This is a genomic window from Micromonospora cabrerizensis (assembly GCF_022230955.1).
GTDB lineage: Bacteria > Actinomycetota > Actinomycetes > Mycobacteriales > Micromonosporaceae > Micromonospora > Micromonospora cabrerizensis.
The window spans coordinates 17,048-43,039 of sequence record NZ_JAKKFI010000043.1 but is presented as its reverse complement, the minus strand read 5'-3'; the positions used below and the strand labels follow the sequence as shown (position 1 = coordinate 43,039).

Sequence of the window (25,992 nt, the reverse complement as noted above, 5' to 3'; positions counted from 1 at the left end):
CGGGCAGGCCGCGTGACAGCTGCGGTGGTTGCCAAGGCGCACAGGCTTCATTCGTATCACCTTGAGGCAGCGAGGGGTTCGGGGCGCCGTTGCGCCCCGAACCCCTCGGGCCTGCTCCGCCGGTGTGGCACGGAGTGGGGGTCTCTCGGATCACCCGCAGCGTTGACCGTTGAGGGTGAAGGCGGTTGGTGCCGGATTGGTGCCGCTCCACGTGCCGTTGAAGCCAGTGCTGGTGGACGCGCCGGGGGCGAGTGTGCCGTTCCAACTCATGCTGTCCGCGGTGACGCTCGTTCCGTTCTGTTTCCAGGTGGCCGACCAGCCCTGGCCGACCTTCTGGCCGGTGGTGGAGAAGTCGAAGGCGAGTTTCCAGCCGTCGATCGCGGTGGTGCCGGTGTTCTTGATCGTCACGGTCGCGGTGAAGCCGCCCGGCCAACTGTTCGCCGTGTAGCCGACGGTGCAGCCGACGGTCGGGGCCGTGGGCGCGGTCCGCACGGCCAGGCCGGGCGAGGCCGCCGAGACGTTGCCCGCCGCGTCACGGGCGGTCACCACGAAGGTGTACGGGGTGTCCGGCGTCAGCCCGGTCACCGTGTACGTGGTGCCGGTGGCGGTGCCCACCTTCACGGTGCCGGTGGTGTCGACCCGGTGCACGTCGTAGCCGGTGACGGCGGTGTCGTCGGTGGACGGCGTCCAGGCCAGCGCGACGCTGTCGCCGGTGATCGTGCCGGCGGTCGGCCTGCCCGGGGCGGTGGGCGCCTGGGTGTCGCCGGGGGTGGTGTCACGCGGCAGCACCAGGTGGGTGATCGAGTTGGCCGGGAAGGTGGCCGTGAGGCCGCCGGCGGTCACCGGTTGGTCGGCCTCCCGGACGACGCCGGCGAGGTCCGCACCGCTGTAGCGGTAGACCTGAGCGGTGCTGGCGGAGGCGCCGGTGAGGGCGACTGGGCTGGTCAGGTCGTCGCCGGTCTTGTTGACCACGACCAGGGTGAGCGCCTTGTCGGCGCTGCGCTCGGCGGCGTACACGGCCAGCTTGCCCTGGTCGGCGCTGGTCGCCCGGACGGAGGTCTCGCCGAACGCGCCGCCCTTGCCGTCGTAGTTGCGGTAGATGCGGAAGGCGTTGGCCACGGGCTGGTCGGCCGTGGGCGCGGTCCAGAGGGTGGCCAGGTCGAGCCCTTCGCGGCCGAAGATGCCAAGCACGTCAGCCTGGGCGAGCGCGCCGTTGAGCGACCCGAAGGCGCCCCAGTTGTACTCCGTCATCGCGATCTTCGTGCCCGGGTAGTGCTGGTCGACCAGCTCGCGCAGGCGCGGAATGTACCGGACCGGACTGTTGATCCAGCTCTCGTCCACGTAGGTCGGGTCCCAGAGCTGGCGGGTCGAGCGCAGTCGCAGCGCCTGGGTGTTGGCGTCGCCGGCCGCGTCGCCCAACACGCCGGCCTGCTGCGGGTAGAGGTGGACGTCGAAGTAGTCGAGGATGCGGGTGCCGTGCTGCTGCTCGTACTCGCGCATCCGGTCCAGATACCACGGGCCGAGGTCCTGGCCGCCGTGTGCGGCCTTGTCCGGCGGGTTCGACCAGCAGCCGGTGCGCGAGCAGGTGTCCTGGTCGAGGCCCGAGTAGAGGATCGAGTTCAGGCCCCAGCCAACGGGACCGAGGGTCTTCGCGCCGGGGTCGGCCGCCTTGATCGCGGCGGCGTACTCGTAGGTGCGGTCGCGTAGCTCGTCGTAGCCCAGCCCGGTCGGGCGGACGTCGCGGTGGGTGGAGTGCCACAGGTCCGGCTCGTTGTCCAGGTTGTAGAACTGGACCCCGCCGTCGGCGGCGGCGCCGAACTGCCCCTTCAGGTGGTTGACGAAGTCGGTGGCGTAATCGGGACCGACGGCGACGCTGGTGTCCTCCGGATCGTTGCCGGTGATCGGCGAACCGTCCGGTTTGGTGCCGTTGCCGCAGTCCGGCGCCCAGGTGTCGGTGGACTGCTGGGGGCCGTACTTGGCGACGCTGAAGCCACAGGCCCGCGACCGGTCCTTGGCGATCCAGCCGAGCATCGGCATCGTCATGACCGTGGCGGCGCCGGTGGCCTTGTTCTGCTGCACGAACCGGTCGGTCTCGGAGCCCTGCGGGAGGTCGGCCGGACTCGGGTTGTCGTTGGGGATGTTCTCGAAGTACCAGTCCGACGCGCGGTTGGTGGTGTCGGCCCGGAAGTTGTACCGGGTGGTGGCGTTGCCGCCGTAGCGGTGGACTGGCAGCCGCAGATCACGGGCGAGTGCCTGGTCGGCGAAGTTCATGCCGTAGATGTAGGGGCTGATCGGGTGCCGGGTGGAGGTGGCGTCCACGGCCAGCGCCGGGCCGGCCGCGGCCAGGGCGGGCTCCGGCAGGGCCAGACCACCGAGGGCCGTGGCGAGCACGACCGGGAGTAGAGCTGTGGTGGGTCGCACGAGCATTCCTCTCGATTAGGAGCTCGACGATGGGAGCGCTTCCACAGCGTGGCGCTTTCCTGGCGCTGAGTCAACGCCGCAAGGCTCACTGTGGGCGTGTCGATTCGATTCGACCTGTGCGGGGAGTTGGTACGGCGAGTCGCACCTCTGCTTGCGGCTACACCCAGGCGGCTTCAGGGGGACTCAAGGGTCGACCGACTGCCGGTCGAACGAAGTCAGCCTCTTCACATATATAATGACGCGCATCGATGTCTTGGTTGGTGCGGTCGTGCCGGGACAGCTCGGATCGCGCAGCGCGGAGGCAACGCCGCCGCAGCGGTGCGAGCGGACGCGCCTCAGCGTCGCATGGCCGGGAAGTTCCTGCTGGCCCGACCCCTGTGGTCGGGAACCAGCCATCTTGGAGGATGACGATGCGTAGTTTTCTCGCGGTGTTCAGCGCCGCCCTGATCCTCGGTGCCGCAGTCGGCAGCGTTCCGGCCGGCGCAGCGGGGGCCTCCCCGCCCTCGTGCCCCCGTGGCCTGCTCTTCTGTGAGGACTTCGAGCGACTGCCTCCCGGAGGGCCCAGCACGTTGAACTGGGGCGTCGACACCCGCCACGGCACGCTCACCGTCGAACGTGCCCGCCGTGGCAACCAGGTGCTGCACATCCACACCGTTGACAACGGACGCGCCTTCCTGCGCGTCGACGACTTCGCCGCGCCGGGCAACCACTTCTACGGCCGGATGCGTCTGCGCGTCGATGCCTTCCCCACCGCCCCGGACTGGGCGCACTTCACCCTGGTGGAAGCGACCGGCACCGGCAGCGCCGAGGTCGTCCGCCCGGTCGGTGGCCAGTACGCGCCTACGGTCCCCGGGACCTTCTGGGGGGTCGGTGCCGACGGCGGTCCGACCGGCGACTGGACCAACTGGCGGGAGTCCGCCCCGGTCGCTGAGGACACCTGGCAGTGCGTCGAGTGGGAGCTAGACGCGGCGGACAACCGCGTCGCGGTGTGGATCGATGGCGTGGCGAACCCGGAGCTGACAGCCTCCACGAGCGACCACGGTGGCAACGATGTTCCCTTCGTCCTGCCGACGGTTGACACGGTGAAGATCGGCTGGCAGCTCTACCAGGGCGGCACGACGCCGGGCGAGTTTGACCTCTGGATCGACGACATCGCCCTTTCGAGTAAGCGCCTCGGCTGCTGATCTGGAGCCCCGGTCGGCGCAGCCGTGTGGAGGGCCGCCGCTTGCTGGCCAGGCTGACCACCAGGGCCCGGAAGCCCATGACCGCCATGATCATCAGCAGGGCACTGACCAACCAGGCGGCCATGAGTCAGACCGAGCGCGCGTTGACGTGCGACACGAACTGACCAGATAGAGCACGACGATGGGCGCCGCCAGATGACTGTGCCGACGACGGCGGCAAGGTCCGGTTTGATCGACGTGGTGGCGGCCGCGGCACTGAAGGCGGCGGGACGAGGAAGACCGCGGTAGGCGACTGCTCGGCTGAGAACGATTCCGCTGCGCTGCACGGTCTTGGAGGGGAGGCGAGGGAGACAAGGAGACATGGAGGCAGCGACTACCGAGACGGGTTCCTGGTCGCGTGATCCGTGATCCAGCTGGGCAATCACTGCTCAAGGTTGCATCCAACGTCTAGCAGCTGCCATCGCCCGTGTCACCACCGCCGCCCCCGTCCAGCGGGGGGCTGAGCGGGAAGTCCCCGGCGTCATCGTCCGCCGGACGATGCCGTGATTTCGCGAAGGAAATCAGCGCGAGGACCACCACGGTGACCAGGACTCCAGCAACACCGACGACGCCCACGGCCCGGATCACGGATGCCATCAGCCGAGTGCCTGCTCCGCCGATTGTGGCTCCTTCTGGGCCGGTCCCGCCTCAGGACGGCTGGAACCACGCGACCACTGATGAGTCAGCAAAGCCGCGCCCGTAAGCAGCCAAAGTCCATGAAACGGCAACCAGAGGGTCACGGAGTCGGGTCATCTGCTGGGTGGTCGTAAAGGAACGACTGCGCCGCTGCCTTCATCGCCGCTACCGCTTCCTCTGCCTGGTCATTCGTAACGCCCCATCCGGCGTACAGCTCCAAGAAGCGATCGCCCACCGTTCGCAGCTCTGGCATCCCGGAGCCGCACGCCTGCCAGTAGATCTCGTGGGCCAGGTCCTCGGGGTCACCCTTTCCAGCAACGATGTTCGCTGCTGCCTCACGCATCAGGTGTAGCCGGGCGCCGCTCTCGTCCGGGACCGGACAGCCGAGTTCGTTCATCGCCTGCCGGAACAGGTCAACGGCTTCCCGTGACTGGCCCTTCGAAAGACCAGCGAGCTCACGCAAGCTCGGAGAGTCAACACCTCGGGTGAGAGCGTAAGCAGCCGCCATCGGCAGGTCATCGCCGACCGGCTCATCCATGGCCAGGCGGATGGCAAAGCCGCGCAGCTGTCCCATGCCGAAGAGGCTAGGCGGTGCGCGGATCGTCGGCCAAAGTTCCTGGCTCGCGCGAAGTCCGCGTAGTCCTCCCCGGCGTCCCCGGGGTCGATTGACCCAGCCGGCCGCACGCTCTGCGGACGTGGGCTCGCATCCCTCACGCTCGGTTGTTGCGAGCGTCAGTGATGATCGGCAGGTGATTGACGAGGAGTTCAGCACGCGCGGGGGTGTCGCCTATGTTGACTCTGGTGTGCGGTCGTGGGGCTTGGGTTACCGAAGCAACAAGAACGCCACCTGGCCGTTGGCGCGGCTCCGCGTGGGAACGAGCGACCTCACAGTCACGTCCCTGTTCGGAGAGTTCCGTGTCACCCGCGCGAACCTCGTATCGATCTCCCGATTCGGGCGTGTCCCCGTGCTGGCCGACGGGGTCCGGTTCGTGCGGAACGGCCACGACGGTGCGGTCATCTTCTGGGCGCTTCGTGCTGGCACAGTGGTTGACGAGCTGCAACGCCGAGGCTGGCCGGTGACGGATTCGTCGTAGAGGCCGTCCAGACCGTCACGGGCCTGCCCGGTTACGACCCCCAGCTGGAACTACCGTTGTCCGCTGCCCTCGCGCAGCCCGAGCTTGCCGTCAGAGTCTTCGACCACGTCGCGGCGTCCTTCACGGATCGAGGGATCTCCAGCCCCAGCAACGGCTAAGTGACCATCTGGGTGACAACGGACACCAGCGGCGGCGGACGTCCACTGACGGTCCTGGACAGTTGGAATGCTCGTGCCAGCCCGGGTCGGCCGTGTGTTGGTTGCAGGCCGGGACCCTTGACGCCGCCGGTGCTCCTGGTGGTCAGTACAGCGGGCGGAAGTCCGGGCCGCTGGCGGTTGGGATCAACTCCCAGCCGAAGGCTTCCAACGTGATGTCCGTCCGGGCGCCGAAGCTCTTGAACAAGTCGGCGACAGGACCACCCGGAAGACTGTCGGCGACGGTGGCGAACACCGTGGCCGGGGACGCGTCAAGTTGCTGTGCCACGATCCATGGCAACGCCAGACCCACCATGATGTTCCGGGCATCGTCGGGCTGCACACATCCAGCGAGCCCTGTCGCAAGCAATGAACGGCTTAACAAGCCCGGAGAGCCCTGCCTCAGCGCCAGTGTGGCGAGACGAACGCCATATCGTCCCAGCGCTAGTGAAGTGGAGGGATCAAGGGAATTCACGAACCCTTGATCCATCCGCTGCGGCGCACGGGCGAGGATCGCCTCTGCCAGCGGGTCCTGCTTGCCCGGAATCCTCTCCAGGTTGGGCTTCATCGGGCCAGGATGACAGAACCTGGTCAGCTCCACTGACCCCTGGCTGAGAGCGGCGACGATGCGCTCGGCTCGATCTGGTTCCATGCGACGCAGGTCCAGCAGACCCATGGTCGCGGGATCGGGGCTCCCGGGGGACGCCACGCGGTGCTGACGCAACTCTTCGGTCGGCCGATCGTTGGTGCGACAAGGGGCGGACGGGGGCGGACGATGGCGGCGGAACGCGGCGCCGCACTGCTGCGCCCTCCCGCGAGTTCGGGTCGGGCGACATTCCTGGAACTCTTCTTCGATCTGGCCTTCGTGGTGGCCCTCACCCGGGTTTCGCAACGATTCGCCGGTCTGAGCGATGAGACCGGCTGGGCGCTCGTCGAAGGGTTCGGCCGTACCCTGCTGCTCTTCTTGGCGCTCTGGCTGATCTGGTCACACACCGCCTGGATCACCAGTCGCTACGAACCAGAGCGGTCGCTCATCCAGGCCGTCGTGGTCGGCACCATGTTCGCCGGTCTGGTGATGGCGGTGACGCTGCCCGGGGCAATGGAGGAGCGGGCGCTGCCGTTCGCGGTCGCGTACCTGATGGTGATGGTGGTGCGGCCGCTGGTGGTCGCCGTCGCGTTGCGCGGCCATCCGCGGCGGCTGGTGCCGTATCGGCTTGCCATCTGGGCTTCGGCGAGCGCGCCGCTGTGGCTGTTCGGGGCGTTGGGTCCGGACCGACTTCGCCTGCCGCTGTGGGCTGCCGCCCTCGCTGTCGACTACCTCGCCTGGACGCTGGGCTGGCCGCTGCCGTGGCTTGGGGCCTCCAAGGTCAGCCGTTGGCGGATCGCCGGGACGCACCTTGCCGACCGTTACCAGCAGGTGTTCCTCATCGCGCTCGGTGAGTCCATCCTGGTCATCGGTGTGGTCTTCAGCGGCACGGACTATTCCGAGGTGCGGGCAGCTGCTTTCGCGGTCGCGTTCGTCACCAGCGCGTTGCTGTGGCGGATCTACTTCCACCGGGCCGGTCTGCTGTTGGCCGACGCGTTGGACCGAGCGGGTATGCCCGGCCGGCTGGGGGCAGCGTCGGAACGGACTCATCTGCTGATCGTGCTCAGCGTGCTCGTCACCGCGGTCGGTTACGAGCTGGTGATCGATCATCCGTACGGGCTGCCCCGGCCCAGTTGGCTTCTGTTCGTCGTGGGCGGTCCGGTGCTCTTCCTCTGCGCCCGGATGCGGCTGGAGTACGAGATCTTCGGCCGGGTCTCCCCGTCCCGGGTCCTTGGCGTGGTGGTCCTGCTGCTGTTCACGCCGGCGTTGGCCCGATGGGTCCCGATGGTCGGGTTGAGCGTGGTCGCCGCGGTGCTGGCACTGGTCGCGCTGCTCGACGGGCTGCGGAGTAGAGGACGGCAGGTGGAGGTGCCCGCTTCGCCGATCGGGCGGGAGACACCCAGCGAACGCGACTCCGAGGCGTGAACGCCGGGCGACGCTGCTAGCGGCTGGACTCGGCTGACTGGCGTTCGGAGTTGATGCGCAGGAGCCCTTGGATCCCGCGGAGGAAGGTCTCGGACACCAGTGCGGGGTCGTAGAGGCACCCGGCGGCCATGGCACCGTCGCGGAGCATGACGAAGTGACGTGCGGCGTCATCCGCCGTCTCCTCGTGGACCTGCGCCATCAGCCCGGTGAGCGTGTCCAGGAACCATTGCCGGTGGGCGACGATCTCCTGGTGCACGGGGTGGTCGGTGTCGGGATACTCGGCCGCGGCATTCAGGAAGGCGCACCCGCGGAACCCGGGGGACTGGATGTTTCCGGCGATGGAGCCGGCGACGGCCAGGAGGCGGTCGGCCGGCGAGGAGTCGGCGGCGACGGCCGCCTCGACCGTGTCGCGCTCCATGCGATGAACCTCCCGCAGGTACGCCAGGATGAGGTCGTCCTTGCTGGGGAAATGCCGGTAGAAGGTGGCCCGGGTCACTTTCGCCTCAGCGATGATCCGGTCAACACCGACGGAGTGGATGCCCTCGGCGTAGAAGATCCTGGTTGCCGTGGTGAGGAGCCGGAGTCGCGCCTCTGAAGGCCGGGTGCCGGGTTCGGTGCGCAGCATCCCACCATCTTAGCGACAGAACGTTCGTTCTGTTCGAGCCTCCGCCGAAAGGGTCACCGTGGCGACCGGAAGCAGCGCTCTGCTGGGCTTACCCGACCGTCAGCGAGGTTTGGCTACGGCTGCCGGAGGCATACGGCCGGTGACGGTGTCTCTTCACGCGCGGCCGGACGCTGCCTGCTGGAGCCTGTGCGGCCGCCAACGAAACGCCCTGTCGACATGTCCCCGTCGTCCGGTCTGGGCCAGCACTTCCAGCGAACGGCGGGGCCTCTCGGAAGGAATGCCACGATGAATGCCGCTTCTGACATGTCCGCCCAGGACGCAGGGATGCCCACTGTCGTGCTGGTTCACGGCGCATTCGCCGACGGGTCGAGTTGGAATGGGGTGATCGCTCACCTCAAGGGTCGGGGTTATCCGGTTATCGCCGTCGCGAACCCGCTGCGCGGTGTGCAGAAGGACGCCGCATACGTTCGATCGGTCGTGGACAGCGTGTCCGGCCCGGTCGTGATGGCCGCTCATTCCTACGGCGGATGTGTGATGACCGAGGCTGCGGATGGCGCCTCCAACGTCAAGGCTCTGGTGTATGTCGCCAGCGTGAGCCCGGACGTCGGCGAGAGCGTGGCCGACCTGGTCACCAAGTTTCCGGGAAGTGCGCTCCTCACGTCCGTCAAGATGGTGCCGTTCACCTCCGACGACGGCAGCACGGGGATGGAGCAGTACATCCATCAGGACCAGTTCCCCGCGGTGTTCGCCGCCGACGTCGACCGCGACACCGCCGAGCTGATGGCGGTGACGCAGCGGCCGCCCACCGAGGCCGCCCAGACGGAGAGCGTGACCAAGGCCGCCTGGAAGACGATCCCGTCCTGGACCCTGATCAGCACCCAGGACAAGGGGATTCCGCCGGACCTGCAGCGCTTCCTGGCCAAGCGCGCCGGGTCGACGACGGTCGAGATTGCCGCGTCCCACGCCGTGGCGGTCTCTCAGCCCGGCCCGGTCTCCGATCTGATCGACAGCGCCGCCCGCGCCACCACCAACCGCTAGGTCGTTCGGCCGTGCCCGTTAGGCGCCACAGGGTGCACCCAGCGACCGTGAGGTGCGCCCAACGGCAACGGCACCTCGCGCCGATGACAGGGTGTCGATGACTCACGTACGTTGGCGCGGTGGCCACTTTCTGGACCCTGGGGTGCGACGCCGACGATCCCCAGCGGATCGCCGCTTTCTGGGCGCTGGCCCTCGGCTATGTCAAGGAACCCGGTTTCGACGAGCCCGACAGCGCGTCCATCGTCGACCCGGACGGCCGAGGCCCTGCCATTGCGTTTCTCAGGGTGCCCGAGGCTAAGTCCGCAAAGAATCGTATGCACATCGATATCCGGGTCGCGGGTCCGGGCGCCGGTGACATGGCCGAGCGTGCCCTGTTGATTCGGCGGAAAGTGCCCGACCTGGTTGCCGCGGGCGCGACGGTGGTCCGCGAGGAGTGGTACGGCGATGTCCTCGGGCACGTCGTCATGCTCGACCCCGAGGGCAACGAGTTCTGCGTCGCTTGATCCGTCTTCGGGGCGCATTCCGCCACTGAATCTCGCCCCACCGCATCAACCACACCTTCTGGCCGTACTCGACGGCCGAGATCGACTGCGAGGTCGAAGCCAGCCCATTCGATGGGCTGGCTTTTTCTGCCTGCCCCGTCGCCGTCGCTCTGTCGGGAGGTGGCGCACGTGTGACGGTCGGCGGGGCTGGACGAGCCGGAGCCGGGCCCCTTGCCGCATCACCCCACCAACTAATTGACAGACGTGGATGCCAGGGTCAGACTCTTTATGCGAGAGAGCGCTCTCCGCGCCCGTTCCGGTACCTCCTCCGCCATCGCCGGTCCGCGCTCGACATGCGACCGGGAGCTGGAAGGAATTCGCGATGAACCGTCCTCCGAGAACACTCGGCATCGCCGCCGTGGTGCTCGCCACGCTCGGTCTCCCGCCGACCGTCGGCTTCGCCGACGCAGGTCCGGCTCCGGCCGCGCCGACCGCTTCGCCCGCCCTGGACATGGATCCCGCGATGGTCGCCGCCCTGCGGCGGGATCTGCGCCTCACCGACGTCCAGATCGCCACTCGGGTGCGGGTCGAGGCCACCGCGCCGGCCGTCGAGCGGCGGCTGCGCGAGCGGCTCGGCCCGTCGTTCGCCGGCGCCTGGATTCCGGAGGGCGGCGACCGCCTGACCGTCGCCGTCACCGACACCGCCGCCATCACCGAGGTACGCGCGCAGGGCGCGGACGCGACAGTGGTCTCCCGCAGTGAGAAGCAGCTCAACACCACGCTGGCGGCGCTCGACCGGCACGGGGCCAAGGCCGGCGGAGGCGTCCACGGCTGGTACGTCGACGTTCTCACCAACCGCGTCGTCGTACGAGTGCAGCCCGGTGGTGAGCCGGCTGCCAGGTCGTTCGCCCGGGCCAGCGGCGTCGCCGCCGAAGCCGTCGCCGTCGTCGAGGCCCCCGAAGCACCCCGGCCGCTGTACGACATCCGGGGCGGCGACCAGTACGTGATCAACGGCAACACGCTCTGCTCGGTCGGCTTCGCGGTCGTTGGCGGTTTCGTCAGCGCCGGGCACTGTGGCGGCGTCGGCAGCCCCACCCTCGGCTACAACAACGCCGCACAGGGCAACTTCGCCGGCTCGTCCTTCCCCGGCAACGACTACTCGTGGATCCGCACCAACAGTTCCTGGGCACCCCAGCCGTGGGTCAACAACCACTCCGGCGGCAACGTGACCGTCGCGGGTTCGCAGGACGCCGCGATCGGCAGCTCGGTGTGCCGGTCAGGCCGCACGACCGGCTGGCGCTGCGGCACGATTCTGGGCCGCAACGAGACGATCAACTACGCCCAGGGCGCCGTGTCCGGCCTGACCCGCAGCAACGCCTGCGCCGAGCCCGGGGACTCCGGCGGCTCATGGATCTCGGGAAACCGGGCGCAGGGTGTGACCTCGGGCGGGTCCGGCAACTGCAGCTCCGGCGCCACGATCTGGTTCCAGCCGGTCAACGAGATCCTCAGCACCTACGGGCTCAGTCTGGTCACCACCGGCGGTGGCGGGAGCACCCGCCTGATCAGTAACTGGAACAACAAGTGCGTCGACGTCCCGTCGTCCAACTTCTCCGAGGGCGTACCGCTGCAGACCTGGGGATGCAACGGCACCGCAGCCCAGGCGTGGACCTTCAGCGGCGGGGCGCTGCGGTCGGCGAACAACACGTGCATGGACGTCGCCGGCGGGTCCACCGCCAACGGCGCTGTCGTCCAGCTCTGGTCCTGCAACGGCACCGGCGCCCAGCAGTTCGTTCTGTCGGCGGCCGGTGACCTGGTGAACCCGCAGGCCAACAAGTGCGTCGACATCGACGGCTGGAACGGCAACGACGGCGCACGGTTGATCATCTGGGACTGCGCCGGCACCGCCAACCAGAAGTGGCGCCAAGGCTGACCCCCCAGATTCGGCTTGCCGGACGATCCGGTCGATCGCTGCGGCTCGATGGCGGTCAATCCGCTGGGATTGACGACGCGCTGGATGTACGCGGGGCCAACCGTCAAGTGGTTGGCCCCGTCGCCAGCCCAACCTGCGACACCACGGGCCACTGACCCCGGTGGTCGTGCCTGCTACTCAGCGGTGGTTGCCGATGTTGGCTGCCCACGATCGCACCGGATGGCACCCTGGGCACGTGGACAGGGCAGGGGGCCGGGGGAAGCTGGCATCAGGATTGCGGTGAACGGGCTCTGATGCGTACCGCGTTGATCGTAGGGGCCGCGCTCGCGGCGGCGGTGGTCGTGGACCTGATCTCCGGCGTGCTGGTCCGCCGTGCAGCCCGTGGCCGTTACCAGTGGTTGCTGGAGCCGATGCGGCAAGCCTGTCGGCGCCCGGCGGCAGCGGTCCTGTTGGTGTGGGCGCTGTACTACGCGCTGCCGTTGGGGCCGCTCGGGTGGCAGCGTGATCTGCGGCATGTCGTCCGGGTGGCCTTGATCGTGTCCGGGGCCTGGTTGGTGAACAAGGCGTTGCACGTCGCCGAGGCGGTCGCGTTCAGTCGACTGCCGGGTGACGAGGTCGCCAGCCGCCGGGTCCGCCGGGCCCGGACGCAGATTCGCCCCGTGCGGCGGCTCACCGTCGCCGTCGTCACGATCGTCGCGATCGGCCTGATCCTGATCACCTTTCGGCCGGTACGCCTCTTCGGCGTCTCCGTGCTGACGTCGGCGGGAGTGGTCGGCGCGTTGATCGGTCTGTCCGCCCGTACCGCGCTCGGCAACGCGTTCGCCGGCGTCCAGGTCGCCTTCGCCGACGGTCTGCATGTCGGCGACGTGCTGGTGGTGGACGGCGAGTGGGGCCGGGTTGAGGAGGTGAAGCTGACCAACGTGGTGATCCGGCTCTGGGACGAGCGGATGCTCATCCTGCCGACCACGTACTTCACCGAGCGGCCGTTTCAGAACTGGACCCGGAACGAGTCCAGGGTCGTTGGCAAGATCCAGATCCATGTCGACCACACCGCCGACCTCGACGACCTGCGCCGGGAGGCGCGTCGGCTGGTCGAAGCCTCGCCGCTGTGGGATCGCGGCCAGTGGGTGCTCCAGATGGTCGACTCCACCCCTCAGACGACGGTCATCCAGGTGCAGGCCTCGGCCGCCGACGGCGCCAGCGCGTGGGACCTACGCTGCGACCTGCGCGAGGGACTCGTCGCGTACCTGCGCGACCACCACCCCCAGTGGCTGCCCCGCACGCGCAGTCAGTACCAGCCCTGACCGGCGGGGTGTGCCCGCCTACCTCCTGTTGTGGGATTGCCCGTCTTTCTCGTCCCGCCAGCCATCGGGTTTGGGGTGATAGCCGTAGGCGGCAGCCCGGACCGTCTCCTCGTTTTCCAGGCCGGAGCCGATCGCGCCGCCGACGGTGGCCAACGAGCTGGTGATCCAGGCGAGCGTCAGATAGTCGGTGACGTCGACCGGCCGCTGCAACGTCTGTTCCAGCACGGAGGTGTCGATCAGCAGTGCCCCGACGAGCACCGTTCCCGCGAACAGCACCACGTAGGACAGCGCCGTGGCCAGTGTGAGGGTGAGGATCGTACCCAGGTTGAACAGCCGTGCCAGCTCAGGCGGTGACTCGCGGGATGGTTTCTCCCACAGGTCGTGCGCGATGACCAGCCAGGCCACCAACGCCGTCAGCCCGAGGAGCATGATCACCGCGAGCCGGAGGCCGCCGAGGGCGGCGCCCATCTGCCAGACCGTGTCCGTGGTGAGCGCGAACGCGGCCGTGCCGAACGCCCCGACCAGCAGCTTGGACAGGCCCAGCAGGGCTCGCCCCGGGCGGTTGGCCCGGACCATGCCGGTCAACAGCCGCACCCGGCCGGTGAACCGGGAGGCGACGTAGCTCAGTTCCCCGGCGTCAGCCTCGCCGACCACCCGATGGACGGCGGGAACGCGGCTTGCCAGATCGGCCGGTGCCCAGTGGGCCCGCGGCACCCGCTGGTCCGAGGCATCGGTCAGCAGGCGGCTCACCAGATCCGGAACGGCCGCGCGGGCCGCTCGCAGCTGGTGCAGTCCCAGCGCGGGCAGGGACAGCACCGCGACTCGCCGCCGAGCGGAGGTCTGCGCGACCAGTGGCAGCCGCTCGACATGCAGTGGCAGGTCGGTCAGGCAGATTGCGACGTCCCACTGGTCTTCGGCACGCCGCCGAGCAAGATCGTCGAGCAGCGCCTCGACACCGCCGTCGCGGCGCGGCGCCACCTCGCCCCAGCCTTCCCGGACCGTCCACCGCACGTCGGCGTCCACCCGCTCGACGAGCCCTCCGGTCAGCTCGGCGGTGAGCCGCGCGGCCACCCGGGCCGGGTGATCAGGCGGGGTCGCCACCAGCCCGACGACGATCTGCGGGCGGTGCTTCTCACTGTGGGTCATCGGTGCTCCTGACCGCTAGCCGGGCTCGTCAACGTTCCTCGTTCTGCTGCCATCGGGCGTGCCGGTCCTGTCGGAGGGCTTGGGCTGACGGACGGGTCAGAGTCGGCCGTGCCGCTGAGGCGGAGGCGGGAGGCGGCGTGCTCTCATGACCGAGTGAAGCTGATATCACTGATCCGGGCCGGTGAACGGCAATTCTTGCTCGGCGCAGTGATGTGGATCGTCGGCGCTCCGCTCATGCTCTGTGCCCTCTGGCGGGGGATGCCGACGCTCTACCTGGTGGGTCTGGCACCCATGGCCGTCGGCACCGGCATGGTCGCGAAGAGCCTGCGGCAGGCGACCTCCCGGCCAGCAGCCTGCGACCGTCGAACTCGGTGAAACCCAACTTTCGGTGGGGCCTCTGACGCTTCAGGCGGAGCGCCGTCATCGGTCGGCGATTCACCTTGACCACGAGCAGCCGTAAGTCGTAGCTTACGTTCGTGGCGACTTACCGAATGCATCCGGGTTGGGAAGCGCTGGGCGACCCCAGCCGGCTCGCCATCGTTCAACGCCTTGCCGAGCGGCCCCGCGCCGTGGGGGAGCTGGCAGACGAGCTGCCGATCAGCCGGCCCGCCGTGTCTCAGCACCTCAAGGTGCTCAAGGGCGCCGGCCTGGTCGTCGACCAGGCGCTGGGGACCCGTCGCGTCTACCGGCTGAGCCCGGTTGGGTTGGCCGCCCTGCGGGACCAGCTCGACACGTTCTGGCGCCGGGCGCTGGACGGCTATCAGGACGTCGTCGAAGAGACCGAGGAGAGTTCATGACGCAAGCAGCTACGGCGGTGGTCCGCCGACAGATCGTCGTCAAGGCACCGATCGAGCAGGCCTTCACCGTGTTCACCGAGCGGTTCGGAGACTTCAAGCCCCGCGAGCACACGCTGCTCCACGTTCCGATCGCCGAGACCGTGTTCGAGCCCAGGGTCGGCGGGCACATCTACGACCGGGGCGTCGACGGCAGCGAGTGTCGGTGGGCGCGCATTCTCGCCTTCGAGCCGCCGACCCGGGTCGTCTTCAGTTGGGATATCGGACCGGCCTGGCAGCTCGAAACCGACCTGGACCTGACCAGCGAGGTCGAGGTCATCTTCGTGGTCGAGACTCCGAGTACGACCAGGGTCGAGCTGGAGCACCGGCACCTCGACCGGCACGGGCCTGGCTGGGAATCGATTCGGGACGGGGTCGACGACGAGGCCGGATGGCCTCTCTACCTCGGCCGGTATCACTCGTTCTTTCCGGGATAGCTGACGCACGACCGTGCCGCCGGAGTAGTGCGGCAGAGGAGCACGGTCGGAGGCCGGTTGGACGCGGTCCGGTCGGCCTCCGACCGCCCCAAGGATCGACGGGTCGTCACGAGCAGCAGCCTGGGCAAGACACTTGCTCTAAGCTGCCGACGTGCCGGCGCTGATCGAGATCGTGTCCCTCATCGACGCCGCCCCGGACGTGGTGTTCGACCTGGAACTCGATGTGGACGTGCACGCCGCATCCCTGCGCGGCAGCCAGGAAACGGCCACCACCAGCACCGGGCGACGTCGACTCACGCTCGGAGACGAGGTCACCTTCCGCGCTCGCCATCTGGGTGTGCGCTGGTGCATGACCAGCCGGATCACCGTCCATGAACGACCCCACCGCTTCGTCGACGAGCAGACACGGGGTCCCTTCAGCGAGTTCCGTCACGAGCACCACTTCCAAGGCCTCGACGGCGGCGGAACACGGATGACGGACCGCGTGACCATGCGCGCACCCTTTGGGCCGCTGGGAGCGGTGGTCACCCGGATGCTGGTCGCGCCATATCTGCGACGTCTCCTGAGGCAGCGGGCAGCGCACATCAGGTCCGTGGCGGAAGCCCACGACCGTAGGGCGTAACGCGTGTCGGGCCGGCCCCGAGAGGCTGTCGATCATCCGGAATCCTCACGGACTAGTCTTCGCCGCATGGCTCTGCGACCGGACGAGTTCTACGACCACGCAATCGCCGCTGCCGACAGCGAGCGCCGCCTTCCGTTGGCGCGGATGACAGGTTGGGAGATCAGTCCCTTCGACCCGGACGGGTTGCGCGTGGCGCCGCTGCGCCCGCCGGTCCTCCCGGAGCCCCCGCGGCACGGCGAGGATCCGGCGGACTGCGACGCGTGCCGCGACCGGAACGAGGGCCTCTGGTTGAACGACCACTGGCGGCTGGTCCGGATCCCGGGCGTGGGCGTCCCGCTGGTGCTCATGTTGCATCCCCGCGACCACTACGACATGGCCGACCTGCCGGACGAGCTGGCCGCCGAGCTGGGGCTGTTGAGCACCCGCATCGTTCGTCACATCCAGGCGCTGCCGCACATCTCGCGAGCCCACCTGTACCGCGTCGGAGATGGCGGCGCCCACCTGCACGTCTGGTTCTTCGCCCGGCCCGAAGGGCAGTCCCAGTTGTACGGGTCGTGGCTGGTCATCTGGGACGACCTGCTGCCGGAGTATCCGGCCGACGTCGCGGAGGCCGACGCCGAGATCGTCGCGGAGGCGCTGCTCGCGTCCCACGGAGGCCACCGGCCGCCCAGGGCTTGACGGCCGGCGGGGACGGCACCCGTCGAGAGGGCCGGCGATGGCCGCCCGGCCAGGGGTTGCCGTCGTCCTGCTCAGGAGGACGAGAGCGCTTGCGCGATCATCCGATGGCCCTGGGCCTCGAATGGTTCGTCGCCCACCCGGTGGGCCCAGACGGCTGTGCCGATCGCCGCGCGGACCCGGTCCCGGTGCCACGCGCCCGCATCGCGGGGATCGGTCCCGTACCCGTCGAGGAAGGCCGTTTCGAGGTCCGGGTTGCGGTTGAAGTCCTGGACGGCCAGCCGGGCGAGATCCGTGGACGCGGGACGCATGGCCGTACGGCCGAAGTCGATGATGCCGACGACGCCCTGGTGGACGAGCCAGTTGCGGGGCTGCCAGTCCCCGTGGGTGACCACCAGGGTCGCGGGCGGCGTCGACCAGCTCGCGATCTCGGCGCGTAGGCGTTCCACGGTGGCCGTGGCGATCCGGTGCGGCTGGCGCAGCCACGCCAGTGACTTCTCGTTCTCGCGCCTTTCGTAGTCGTCGTCCACGACGGCATTCTGCGCGTGCAACAACGCCAGTAACTCGCCCGCCTGCCGAAAGGCGGCGGGGTCGTCGGCGTACGTGCTGCCGAGCACCAGGTCACCGGGCAGGTACCGGGTGACGAGGACCTTCGCGTCCGCGCTGCCGTGCACCAGAGCCGGAGCGCGCCCCCTGCTGGTCCAGGGGTGCAACCAGGTGAGGTGGGCATGGAGTTCGCGCTGGATGTGGTGGTCGTCGGCGCCGCCGGCCTTGACGATGAATCGTGATCCGGCGTGGGTCATCTCGACGACGGTGGTCGTCGTCAGGCCCCAACTGTGGTCCCGCTCGACGGACGCGTCCGGCAGCCACTGGTCGACCAGTGCCCGCTGCTGCGAGGAGAGGCTGCCGAGAGCAGAGGTCACGGCCGGAATCATACGACCGAGCGCGGTGGCTCTCCGGGGGATACAGTCAGCCGCCATCAATCCCCCCTGATCGAGGAGAGTCCCATGTCGATCCAGGCATTTCTCTACGTCGTCGCCGTCATCCTCATCGTGCTCGCCGCCCTGCCCCTGCCCACGCGGGGCGTCTCGCTCGCGCTCCTGGGTGCGGCCTGCGCCCTGCTCGCCTACGCCTGGCCGGTGATCACCAACTGACGTGAGGGGTGGGTCGTCGTCGCGGTCGGTGGCCGGCAGTCACACACTGCCGCCCGCCCGCCGCGTGCCATGTCGCGGCGCGGTGCCGCGCGGTGGAGACCAAGCCCTCTCCTCCGGTACGCGGGCTCGCCCTCACACGGCGGTCGCCGCGACGGCGGCATGGGGTCGCTGGTCGCCTTCCCCGGGCCGCTCCAGGCGCTCGACCTCCTGGAAGCCGGCCCGGCTGAGCCGCTCGGAGATCTCGTCCAGGGGCCAGCGGTAGGCGGTCACGACCTTGTGGTCGAAGGCGCCGACCTCGTCGGCGACGAAGACGCCCAGTACCAGAGTTCCGCCCGGGGCGATCGCCCGCCGGAACCCGTTGAGGACGCCGTCCAGCTCCTGCGGCGGCAGATGGATCAGCGAGTACCAGGCGAGGATGCCGTCGAGGGAGCCGCTGGCGACGTCGAGCTTCTCCAGCGACCCGAGCTGGAACTCGACGTCCGGGTGGGCCGCCCGTGCGTGGGCGAGGAACTCGGGCACCAGGTCGATCCCCGCCGCGTCGACGCCCAGCGAACGCAGGTAACCGGTGAGATGGCCGGGGCCACACCCCAGATCGAGCACCCTGCCCGCCCGGGTCGCCAGATGTCGCCCGATGAAGGCGAGGTCGGCTGGGTTCACCTGCTCGCGGCTGCCGAACAGCCCGATGTACAGCTCCGCGACGGACGCGTACGCGTGCCGGACCTTGTCCCTGTCCACCCCGGGACTATACGAGTCACCGGAGTGGGTGCGTAGGCCGTGAAGGTCTACACCCTCGTCGAGGGCCGGCGCTCGGAGGCCCAGATGCGTCGCCTCCGGTCCAAGCCGAAGCCCGACTGAGGTCGCCGCGCGGGCCCGTGCTGGTGCCGGCCGCCAGGCGCTCAGTGTGCCGGTGCCGGTTGCGGTCGCCGATCTTCTCCGGCCGTGGCGCGCCACCAGCGCCGTGACGCCAGTGCGGCCAGCCCGGCGCCGGCGGCGTTGAGCAGGACGTCGTCCACCGAGGACACCCGGTCCAGCCGCAGGACGTACTGGGCGGTCTCGACCAGGACCGAGCAGCCCGCCGCGAGCACCAGGATCCGCGGTACGGACGCCAGCGCTGCGAATCGCAGCGGGGCGAAGAACCCCAGCGCCGCGAACACCAGCAGGTTGCCGACGACCTGGACAGTCGCCGTCAGCGGGCCCCCGTCGGCGACGATCGTCAACAGATCCCGCAGCGGCACCAGGCTCAATCGACCGGGGACGGCCCCGGCCTGGTCGCCCGGCAGCATGATCATCCATACCCACGGGACCGTGCCGTAGACGATGCCGACCTCGGCCAGCGATGTCCGCCACGCCAGCGGCGCGTCGATGTCACTCCGGTGACGTGCCAGGGCCCACACCGCCAGCACGGCAAACGGCAACGCGGCGATCGTGAGGAGGACGACGCCGTTGAACGTGCCGAGCCAGCCGTGCCACCCCGTGATCATGCGACCCCCGCCTCCACTCACACGGAACCTACCCGCCGAGGTCACCACCGGGGAGCGGCAGAGACCGTTTGTCGGACCGACGCGCCGGGCACAGAAAGACCATGGCGAATGAACGGGTCACGTCTGTCGGCGGCTACTTCCTGCGATTCTTCGGCGGGGTGGCCGTCATCCTCGGCATCCTGGGGATCTTCTCCAGTCTGGCCCAGGGCAATCTCGTCGGGATCATCCTCGGCGTCGTCTTCCTTGCCGGCGGGGTGTTCATGCTCAAGCGCTCCGGTGGGGCCAGCCCGGCGCGCGGAACGGCATCCACGCCAGGCGGCGCGCGCTGAGGCCGGCACGAATGCTTCCGACGCGGGTTCGCGGAGGGTTCGTCCGCGTCGGCTCACGGCGGTCGTGTGGGCTCGCAGACCTCGCTGAGCCCACACGACCGACCTGGTTCAGCTACGGGTGGACCACTGCTGGTTGGTGCCACCGTTGCAGGCCCAGAGGATGAGCTTGGTGCCGTTGGAGGTGGCGGCGGCGTTGGCGTCGAGGCAGAGCCCGGACAGCGCGCTGGTGATGGTGCCGTTGGTGTTGACGTTCCACTGCTGGTTGTTCTGACCGTTGCAGTCCCAGATGATCGCCTGGGTGCCGTTGGTGGTGCCCCGGCCGGAGGCGTCGAGGCACTTGTTGCCGTACACCTGGAGTTGCCTGGCGGCGGTGTAGGTCCAGCGTTGCGGCGCGCCGCCGGTGCAGTCCCACAGTTGGGTCTGGGTGCCGTTGGTGGTGCTGCCGTTCGGTACGTCGATGCAGCGGCCGGACTGGCCGCCGACGACCTGGACGTTCTGTTGCGGGTTGCCGCCGCCGGCCGGCGCGTAGGCGGCGGCGTTGATGTTGGCCTGAACGGCGTTCTCGGTGGCCGCCGACGGGTAGCCCGAGGTCAGCACTCCCTCGAAGAAGGTGCCGCGACCGGTGATGCTGTTGTCGCCGCCGATGCCGAGCAGGATGGCACCCTCCTTCTTCATCGGGTGGTAGCCGTTGGGGCGCGGCCCGTCGAAGTAGGTGGTGAGGCTGCCGGACTGGGCGTTGCCGCCCCGGATCGCCCAGTGGTTCGGCTCGCCCTTGACCATGGCCGTGACGAAACGGTGGTTGATGGACGCGATGTTGTTGTAGCCCGCGTTCACCCCGGAGAACAGCCCCCACTCCAGGTCGGCCATGATCCAGGGGCCGCTGCCCGCGCCGTAGCCCCACTGCTTGTTGGCGCCGAAGTAGACGGTCTCCATGATCGCGCGTTCGTCGGCGAGGTTGTTGGTCTGCGCGTTGCCGTAGTCGAAGCAGCACCACTGGTTGTAGTGCGTGCCGTCGACGACCGCGTAGATCCCCTCGGGCTGGTCGCCGGTCGCGACGCCGTTGGTGTTGTTGTTGCGATAGCCGGTGCCGGGCGCGATGTAGACGCCGTACGCCTTCTGCCCGCCGACGGTGACCGGCGCCGCCTTCGCGTCGGCGAGGTTGTCGAACCCGCCGGGAGCGGGGCCGACGAAGTAGCCGGGGGGCGCCTGGGTGAGGCGGTTGTTGCGGCCGGACTGGTCGTAGATGATCGTGATGACGCAGTTGGTGTTGGCGCAGAACGTGTCCTGGGTGGCGGCGTTGGCGTAGCCGCCCTCGCTGAGCACACCGATGTCGCGGGTGGTGTTGTCCGACGATCGTCGGACCTGGTAGAGCGGGCCGTTGTACGCGCCGTACAGCGCGCGGGTGGTGCTGTGCGCGGCCACGCACGGCGTGCCGCCGGTGGCGTAGATGTCGCACGGGCCGGAGACGGCGGCCCGAGCGCTCGGCGCGTCCGAGACGACGTAGGTGCCAGCGCCGGCGACGAGGACCAACAGGGTCCCGGCGGTGGCGAGGAGACGACCCAGACCTCTCTTTACGTTCATCGGATCCTTTCCGCTGTGCGATGGGGTGTGGCGGAGGAATTTACGTCACACGTCATACCTGTGACATTAATGCTCGTCCATGTACTGGCGCTAGTTGGCGTGCGTTGGTCATCGATCGATGAGCCTGAGGACGGATATGCTGATCAGCGGAGCAAGGTGCGTCCCCGTGTCGGGGCAAAAATCGATTCGAGGGCGATTGATGAACATCGGGGAGATCGCTCGCCGGGCCGGGGTGTCCCGCAGCACCGTCTCCTACGTGCTCAGCGGAAAACGCAGCGTGTCGGAGGCGACCCGGCAACGGATCCAGGCGGTCATCGACGAGCTGGACTACCGGCCGAACGCCAGTGCCCGTGCGTTGAAGGAAGGCCGCACCCGCACTCTCGGCCTGGTGATCCCTCCGGCCAGCCAGCGCCTGACCGACATGCAGTTGGGTTTCGTCGCCAGCGTCGTCGAGGCGGCCGCTCGCCACGACCTCGATGTGCTGCTGTCGCCGTCCGGTGGCGACCATGACCGGTCGTTCGAGCGGATCGTCACGGGGCGTCGGGTCGACGGGGTGATCCTGATGGAGATCCGGCTGGAGGACGAGCGGGTGACTCGACTGACCAGGGCCGGCCTGCCGTTCGTCACGATCGGCCGGACGGCCGAACCACACGGCATGAGCTGGATCGACATCGACTACGCCGGGCTGATCGCCCGGTGCGTGCACCACCTGGCCGATCTGGGGCACCGGCAGGTGGCCCTCGTGAACCGCTCCGCCGAGCTGGTGGCCGCGGGCTACGGCCCCAGCCACCGGGCGCTGGCCGGGTTCCGGGCGGCTGCCGCGGAGCGGGGCCTGACCGGCGTGGAGGTCTGCTGCGGCGACGACACGGCCTCCGGTGAGGCGTGCGTCGAGCAACTGCTTGCGACTCACCCGGACGTCACGGCGGTGGCCACCATCAACGAGGCCGCGCTGCCCGGGATGCAGCGCGCGTTGACCGCGGCCGGGTTGTCCGTGCCTGGCGACTTCTCCGTCACGGGCGTCGCCGCCCAGCACTGGGCGGAGGATTTCCGCCCGCCGTTGACCGCCGCCGACGTGCCGATGGTCGAGATGGGCGCCGAGGCGGTGTCGCTGCTGCTGGAGACCATCGCCGAGCGCGGCGCCGTGCCACGGCACCGGCTGTACAACCCGCCCATCTCGTTGCGCTCCAGCACCGGCCCGGTCCGGGCCCGCTGAGTCGACCCGGTCAGCCGCCCGCGGCCCGCCGTTCCTCCTGCGCGGCGGCGAGGATGAGATAGCTGCTGGCAGTCCAGGTGTACGCGCGGTCCCGGAGCCCGGCCCCGGTCTCGGCGTCGAAGTTCTCCGCGAACCCGGACTTCTCGCACAGCGCCAGGAATCGTCGGCTGATGTCGTCGGCCATCCGGCTCTGGCCGGCCCGCCGCAGACCGTCCTCGACCAGGACGGTGGAGGGTGCCCAGATCGGGCCGCGCCAGTAGCCGTCGGCGACGTAGTGGGCCGAATCGGTCGGTTCGGTGGCCAGCCCGTGCGTGGTCAGGTGGGTTTCGACCCCCCGCGCCAGCGCGTCGGCGACCGGTGCCGGCAGGTCGGCCCCGAGTGCGATGGGCATCAGGTCGAGCAGGCTACGGCTGGCCCTGCGTCGCCCGGTGCCGGGGTTGCGGGCGTTGAAGCGTTCGCCGTCCCACAGGTCCCGGAGCAGGGCCGCGCAGATCCGGTCGGCCTCCCGCGACCACGGGTCGGCCGGCTCGCCCAGCTCGGTGGCGAGGTCCGCGAGGCAGCGGAGCTGCGAGACCAGGAACGCGGCGAGGTCGGCTGTCTGGAGCACCCGGTCGGTGTCGAAGGTCGTCGCGTTGTCCCAGCCGCTGTCGTTGCCGTGCTGGTAGTGGGGCAGGTCCTGGCCGGGGGCTCGACGCGCGTCGAGCCAGAACCGGGTCCAGCGGGCCAGCCGGTCGTACGTCTGCGTCAGCGCGGCCCGGTCCGGTGGCTGGGGGAGCCGTCGGCGCAGGTGTCGCAGGGCCCAGCCGTGGATGGGGGGCTTGACGTAGTTGTGCAGGACCTCGGAATGGGTGACCGAGTCGGGCAGCGCGCCGGCCTCGTCCTGGTGGTCGAAGGGCAGGTGGAACTGATGCCAGGCCAGCTCCGGCTCACCGGCGGCCAGGGCGATCGCGTTGAAGCAGTGGTCCCAGCTCCACACCTTGTCCATCCAGTGCTTGGACATCAGGACCGCCGGTCGGGTGACGAAGCCCGCCGGGGCGACGGTGGCCGACCACAGGACGTACGCGGCCAGCTCGGCGGCCGGTGTCTCCGCGCCGCGCCACGGCGCGACCGCGTCGACGAACGCGGCGAACTCCGCGATCCGGTCCCGGCACAACCGCTCGAAGGCGACCGATCCGGCGTACGGGCGGCGGGCGGTCGCGTACTCCTCGATGGCGATCTCCCACGGCTGGTCACCTGGGAGGTCCAGTGACCGGTCGGCGGTGCCGAGCGCCTCCGCCCCATCGGTCCGCGCCAGAGCGCCGGAGAGCACCGTGACCCGGTAGCGGCGACCCGTCTCGTACGAGGTGAACACGTGTGACCCGTCGAGCGGGTCCAGGTACAGGTAGGTGCCGCTGAACGGTGTGAGGGTGCGCGCGGCCGCGGCCACCCGCAGACCGAGCCCTCGGCCCCGGATCCGCAGGGTGTCCGTTCCGTCGTAGACGGCCTCGATCCGGCCGGCGCCGTCGCGCCAGGTCAGCAGCGTGGGTGTGGCGACCACAGTGGTGCCGGGGGCCGTGGGGGCCAGGCGCAGCACGGGATGCAGCCCGGTCTGGTGGGAGACCAGGTGCAGGTCGTCGGCGTACGTCTTCTCGGCTACCACCGGGGAGATGTTGAACCAGGATCCGCGGTAGCTGAAGGGGATGTCCTGGATTGCGAACTCCGGACCGGGCGGGGCGACGGTCATGGGTGGCGGGTGCCTTTCTGTGGTGCGGGTGGTCAGTCCTTGACGGCGCCGGCGGTCACGCCCATCGAGACGTACCGCTGGGCCAGGATCAGCAGCACGGCGGCCGGGACGGACGCGACGACGGCGGTGGCCATGATGGCGTTCCACTGTTGGTTGTTGTTGCCGATGTAGTGGTAGATGCCGAGGGTGATCGGCTGGTGGTCGCCGCCGCCGGCGAGGGTCGAGGCGAAGATGAAGTCCGACCAGGACCACAGGAACGCGAACAGCGACACCGTGACGATCGAGTTGCGACTCACCGGCAGGACGACCGACCAGAAGGTGCGCAGCCGTCCCGCGCCGTCGACCACGGCGGCCTGGAGCAGCTCGTCGGGAATTCCGGACATGAAGGCCGTGAAGATCAGTACGCCGAACGGCACCGCGAGTGTCGTGTCGGCCAGGATCAGGCCGGGCAGCGTGTTCAGGACGCCGAGGGTGAGAAAGATGGCGTAGAAGCCCATCGCCATGATGATTCCCGGGATCATCTGCGCGATCAGCAGCACGAAGCTCAGCGCCGGCCCGCCGGGCGGCCGGAGCTTCGCCAGCGCGTAGCCGGCGGGGGCGGCCAGCGCCACGGTCAGCACCACCGTGCCGAGGCCGACCAGGAAGCTGGTTCCGAGGTACGGCAGTTGCTGGTCGAGCACCGCGCGGTAGCCGTCCAGGGTGCCGTTGGTGGGGAACAGGTGCGGGGGAGTGGCCCGCATGTCCTGGTCCCGGGTGAACGACACGTTGATCATCCAGTAGACGGGGAAGAGCATCAGCCCGGTCAGCACCAGGCCGACACCGGTCTTCCACCAGGCCCGGGGTGTTGACGTGGTCATCGCAGCTGCTGCCTTCGCTCGATCCGGATGTAGACGAGCCCGGCGATCAGGGCCATCACGATGAGCAGGTTGCCGACGGCCGCGCCCGGGCCGAACTCGGGCAGCAGGTTGCCGAAGCCGAGGCGGTACGACCAGGTGGCGAGCGTGGCCGAGGAACCGGTCGGCCCGCCTCGGGTCATGATCCAGATGATGTCGAAGACCTTCAGCGTGTAGACCAGCCCCAGCAGCAGCGTGATGGCGGAGACGGGGCGTAGCAACGGGAAGGTGATCGACCAGAACCGCTGCCACCCGGTCGCGCCGTCGAGCGCGGACGCCTCGTACATCTCGGTGGGGATCGCCTGTAGGCCGCTGTGGAGCACCACCAGGTTGAACGGGATGCCGATCCAGATGTTCGCGATGATCACCGAGGTGAGCGACCAGCCCGGCGAGGTGAGCCAGTTGACCGGGTCGACGCCGACGACACCGAGCGCCGCGTTGACCAGCCCCGAGTCGCTGTTGAGCAGCCACGACCAGGTCGACGCCGACACGATCAGGGGCAGCAGCCACGGTACGAGGATCAACGCCCGCAGCGTTCCCGACAGCGGGAAGTGCTGGTGGAAGAAGAGGGCCAGGGCCATGCCGATGGTGAACTGGAAGGCGAGCGATGCGGCGGTGAAGACCACGGTGTGTGCCAGCGTCGGGCCGAAGGTCGCGTCGGTCAGCACGGTCCGGTAGTTGTCCAGGCCGGCGAAGGGTGCGCCGCCCTGCACGAACGAGCGGACGGTGTACTCGCGCAGGCTCAGCTCGACGTTGCGGTAGAGCGGGTAGGCGTAGAAGGCCAACAGGTAGATGGTCACGGGTGCCAGGAAGCCCCACGCCAGCCATCGGTTGGGCCGGCGGACACGGGACGGGGGAGACCCGGGTGGGGCGGTCTTCGCCGCCTCACCCCGGTCTCGTGCGGTGGTGGAGCTCTGTGTCATCGGGGGCATGGTGTCGGTTCGGCT

At 69.2% G+C, this 25,992-nt stretch carries 27 protein-coding genes; 15 read left to right on the top strand and 12 right to left on the bottom strand.

What is annotated here, in order from left to right; translation table 11 throughout:
• Window positions 1-150: 150 nt before the first annotated feature.
• Window positions 151-2,427: a glycoside hydrolase family 44 protein gene (locus LADH09A_RS04540; RefSeq protein ID WP_238643462.1), complete on the bottom strand. Its 2,277-nt coding sequence runs from the start codon at window positions 2,425-2,427 to the stop codon at window positions 151-153.
• A 404-nt stretch (window positions 2,428-2,831) separates the two neighbouring features.
• Between LADH09A_RS04540 and LADH09A_RS04535 the strand changes: the two genes are divergently transcribed.
• On the top strand, window positions 2,832-3,605 hold the full coding sequence (locus tag LADH09A_RS04535) for a hypothetical protein (protein ID WP_238643461.1): 774 nt from the start codon (window positions 2,832-2,834) through the stop codon (window positions 3,603-3,605).
• Window positions 3,606-4,380: 775 nt separating this feature from the next.
• Here LADH09A_RS04535 and LADH09A_RS04530 read toward each other — a convergent pair.
• Window positions 4,381-4,854, bottom strand: a complete 474-nt coding sequence (locus tag LADH09A_RS04530) for a hypothetical protein (RefSeq protein WP_238643460.1) — start codon at window positions 4,852-4,854, stop codon at window positions 4,381-4,383.
• 175 nt (window positions 4,855-5,029) lie between these two features.
• Here LADH09A_RS04530 and LADH09A_RS04525 point away from each other — a divergent pair, with 175 nt between their 5' ends.
• A complete protein-coding gene (locus LADH09A_RS04525) occupies window positions 5,030-5,374 on the top strand; it encodes a hypothetical protein (protein ID WP_238643459.1) in 345 nt (114 codons plus the stop codon).
• 300 nt (window positions 5,375-5,674) lie between these two features.
• Here LADH09A_RS04525 and LADH09A_RS04520 read toward each other — a convergent pair whose 3' ends face one another.
• Window positions 5,675-6,244 (bottom strand): hypothetical protein, encoded by a 570-nt coding sequence (locus LADH09A_RS04520; protein WP_238643458.1) that lies wholly within the window; start codon window positions 6,242-6,244, stop codon window positions 5,675-5,677.
• A gap of 99 nt (window positions 6,245-6,343) precedes the next feature.
• Here LADH09A_RS04520 and LADH09A_RS04515 point away from each other — a divergent pair, with 99 nt between their 5' ends.
• Window positions 6,344-7,579, top strand: coding sequence for a low temperature requirement protein A (locus tag LADH09A_RS04515; protein WP_238643457.1), 1,236 nt, complete (start codon window positions 6,344-6,346; stop codon window positions 7,577-7,579).
• Between the two features lie 16 nt (window positions 7,580-7,595).
• Here the strand turns inward: LADH09A_RS04515 and LADH09A_RS04510 are convergent, their stop codons facing one another.
• Entirely contained in the window at window positions 7,596-8,204 is a 609-nt protein-coding gene (locus LADH09A_RS04510; protein ID WP_238643456.1) for a TetR/AcrR family transcriptional regulator, read from the bottom strand.
• Between the two features lie 285 nt (window positions 8,205-8,489).
• Here LADH09A_RS04510 and LADH09A_RS04505 point away from each other — a divergent pair, with 285 nt between their 5' ends.
• From LADH09A_RS04505 to LADH09A_RS04490, 4 genes are all read left to right on the top strand, one after another.
• Window positions 8,490-9,242: an alpha/beta fold hydrolase gene (locus LADH09A_RS04505; RefSeq protein ID WP_238643455.1), complete on the top strand. Its 753-nt coding sequence runs from the start codon at window positions 8,490-8,492 to the stop codon at window positions 9,240-9,242.
• A gap of 119 nt (window positions 9,243-9,361) precedes the next feature.
• Window positions 9,362-9,745: a VOC family protein gene (locus LADH09A_RS04500; RefSeq protein ID WP_238643454.1), complete on the top strand. Its 384-nt coding sequence runs from the start codon at window positions 9,362-9,364 to the stop codon at window positions 9,743-9,745.
• Between the two features lie 361 nt (window positions 9,746-10,106).
• The gene (locus LADH09A_RS04495) at window positions 10,107-11,654 is read left to right on the top strand and encodes a ricin-type beta-trefoil lectin domain protein (RefSeq protein ID WP_238643453.1); all 1,548 of its coding nucleotides are present in this window, start codon (window positions 10,107-10,109) and stop codon (window positions 11,652-11,654) included.
• Window positions 11,655-11,947: 293 nt separating this feature from the next.
• Entirely contained in the window at window positions 11,948-12,958 is a 1,011-nt protein-coding gene (locus LADH09A_RS04490; protein ID WP_238643452.1) for a mechanosensitive ion channel family protein, read from the top strand.
• 18 nt (window positions 12,959-12,976) lie between these two features.
• On the opposite strand, the gene LADH09A_RS04485 is transcribed toward LADH09A_RS04490, so the two are convergent.
• On the bottom strand, window positions 12,977-14,104 hold the full coding sequence (locus tag LADH09A_RS04485; protein ID WP_238643451.1) for a hypothetical protein: 1,128 nt from the start codon (window positions 14,102-14,104) through the stop codon (window positions 12,977-12,979).
• Between the two features lie 153 nt (window positions 14,105-14,257).
• Here LADH09A_RS04485 and LADH09A_RS04480 point away from each other — a divergent pair, with 153 nt between their 5' ends.
• The 5 genes from LADH09A_RS04480 (at window position 14,258) to LADH09A_RS04460 (ending at window position 16,674) form a co-directional block, all read left to right on the top strand.
• The gene (locus LADH09A_RS04480; RefSeq protein WP_238643450.1) at window positions 14,258-14,479 is read left to right on the top strand and encodes a hypothetical protein; all 222 of its coding nucleotides are present in this window, start codon (window positions 14,258-14,260) and stop codon (window positions 14,477-14,479) included.
• 101 nt (window positions 14,480-14,580) lie between these two features.
• Complete coding sequence (locus LADH09A_RS04475) at window positions 14,581-14,901, top strand: ArsR/SmtB family transcription factor (RefSeq protein WP_238643449.1); 321 nt, start codon at window positions 14,581-14,583, stop codon at window positions 14,899-14,901.
• Window positions 14,898-15,374: an SRPBCC family protein gene (locus LADH09A_RS04470; protein WP_238643448.1), complete on the top strand. Its 477-nt coding sequence runs from the start codon at window positions 14,898-14,900 to the stop codon at window positions 15,372-15,374. Before LADH09A_RS04475 ends, LADH09A_RS04470 begins: the two co-directional genes overlap by 4 nt.
• Before the next feature lie 151 nt (window positions 15,375-15,525).
• Entirely contained in the window at window positions 15,526-15,996 is a 471-nt protein-coding gene (locus LADH09A_RS04465) for an SRPBCC family protein (protein WP_238643447.1), read from the top strand.
• Between the two features lie 66 nt (window positions 15,997-16,062).
• A complete protein-coding gene (locus LADH09A_RS04460; protein WP_238643446.1) occupies window positions 16,063-16,674 on the top strand; it encodes an HIT family protein in 612 nt (203 codons plus the stop codon).
• Window positions 16,675-16,745: 71 nt separating this feature from the next.
• Here the strand turns inward: LADH09A_RS04460 and LADH09A_RS04455 are convergent, their stop codons facing one another.
• Window positions 16,746-17,594, bottom strand: a complete 849-nt coding sequence (locus LADH09A_RS04455; protein ID WP_238643445.1) for a phosphotransferase — start codon at window positions 17,592-17,594, stop codon at window positions 16,746-16,748.
• Between the two features lie 84 nt (window positions 17,595-17,678).
• Here LADH09A_RS04455 and LADH09A_RS04450 point away from each other — a divergent pair, with 84 nt between their 5' ends.
• Window positions 17,679-17,825, top strand: a complete 147-nt coding sequence (locus tag LADH09A_RS04450; protein WP_238643444.1) for a hypothetical protein — start codon at window positions 17,679-17,681, stop codon at window positions 17,823-17,825.
• Between the two features lie 132 nt (window positions 17,826-17,957).
• Here LADH09A_RS04450 and LADH09A_RS04445 read toward each other — a convergent pair whose 3' ends face one another.
• Together LADH09A_RS04445 and LADH09A_RS04440 are read right to left on the bottom strand one after the other, a co-directional pair.
• Complete coding sequence (locus LADH09A_RS04445; RefSeq protein ID WP_238643443.1) at window positions 17,958-18,560, bottom strand: class I SAM-dependent DNA methyltransferase; 603 nt, start codon at window positions 18,558-18,560, stop codon at window positions 17,958-17,960.
• Window positions 18,561-18,721: 161 nt separating this feature from the next.
• Window positions 18,722-19,306: a VanZ family protein gene (locus LADH09A_RS04440; protein WP_238643442.1), complete on the bottom strand. Its 585-nt coding sequence runs from the start codon at window positions 19,304-19,306 to the stop codon at window positions 18,722-18,724.
• Window positions 19,307-19,407: 101 nt separating this feature from the next.
• Between LADH09A_RS04440 and LADH09A_RS04435 the strand changes: the two genes are divergently transcribed.
• Window positions 19,408-19,635, top strand: coding sequence for a hypothetical protein (locus LADH09A_RS04435; RefSeq protein WP_238643441.1), 228 nt, complete (start codon window positions 19,408-19,410; stop codon window positions 19,633-19,635).
• Between the two features lie 108 nt (window positions 19,636-19,743).
• Here LADH09A_RS04435 and LADH09A_RS04430 read toward each other — a convergent pair whose 3' ends face one another.
• Window positions 19,744-21,216, bottom strand: a complete 1,473-nt coding sequence (locus LADH09A_RS04430) for an arabinofuranosidase catalytic domain-containing protein (protein WP_238643440.1) — start codon at window positions 21,214-21,216, stop codon at window positions 19,744-19,746.
• Window positions 21,217-21,415: 199 nt separating this feature from the next.
• Between LADH09A_RS04430 and LADH09A_RS04425 the strand changes: the two genes are divergently transcribed.
• Window positions 21,416-22,429: a LacI family DNA-binding transcriptional regulator gene (locus LADH09A_RS04425; protein ID WP_238643439.1), complete on the top strand. Its 1,014-nt coding sequence runs from the start codon at window positions 21,416-21,418 to the stop codon at window positions 22,427-22,429.
• A gap of 10 nt (window positions 22,430-22,439) precedes the next feature.
• On the opposite strand, the gene LADH09A_RS04420 is transcribed toward LADH09A_RS04425, so the two are convergent.
• Genes LADH09A_RS04420 through LADH09A_RS04410 form a run of 3 tightly spaced genes read right to left on the bottom strand, consistent with a single transcriptional unit; the run spans window position 22,440 to window position 25,968 of the window.
• Window positions 22,440-24,152 (bottom strand): amylo-alpha-1,6-glucosidase, encoded by a 1,713-nt coding sequence (locus LADH09A_RS04420; protein WP_238643438.1) that lies wholly within the window; start codon window positions 24,150-24,152, stop codon window positions 22,440-22,442.
• Between the two features lie 32 nt (window positions 24,153-24,184).
• Entirely contained in the window at window positions 24,185-25,009 is an 825-nt protein-coding gene (locus LADH09A_RS04415) for a carbohydrate ABC transporter permease (protein WP_238643437.1), read from the bottom strand.
• Window positions 25,006-25,968: a carbohydrate ABC transporter permease gene (locus LADH09A_RS04410; protein ID WP_238643436.1), complete on the bottom strand. Its 963-nt coding sequence runs from the start codon at window positions 25,966-25,968 to the stop codon at window positions 25,006-25,008. The genes LADH09A_RS04415 and LADH09A_RS04410 overlap by 4 nt, the downstream gene beginning before the upstream one ends.
• Window positions 25,969-25,992 lie beyond the last annotated feature (24 nt).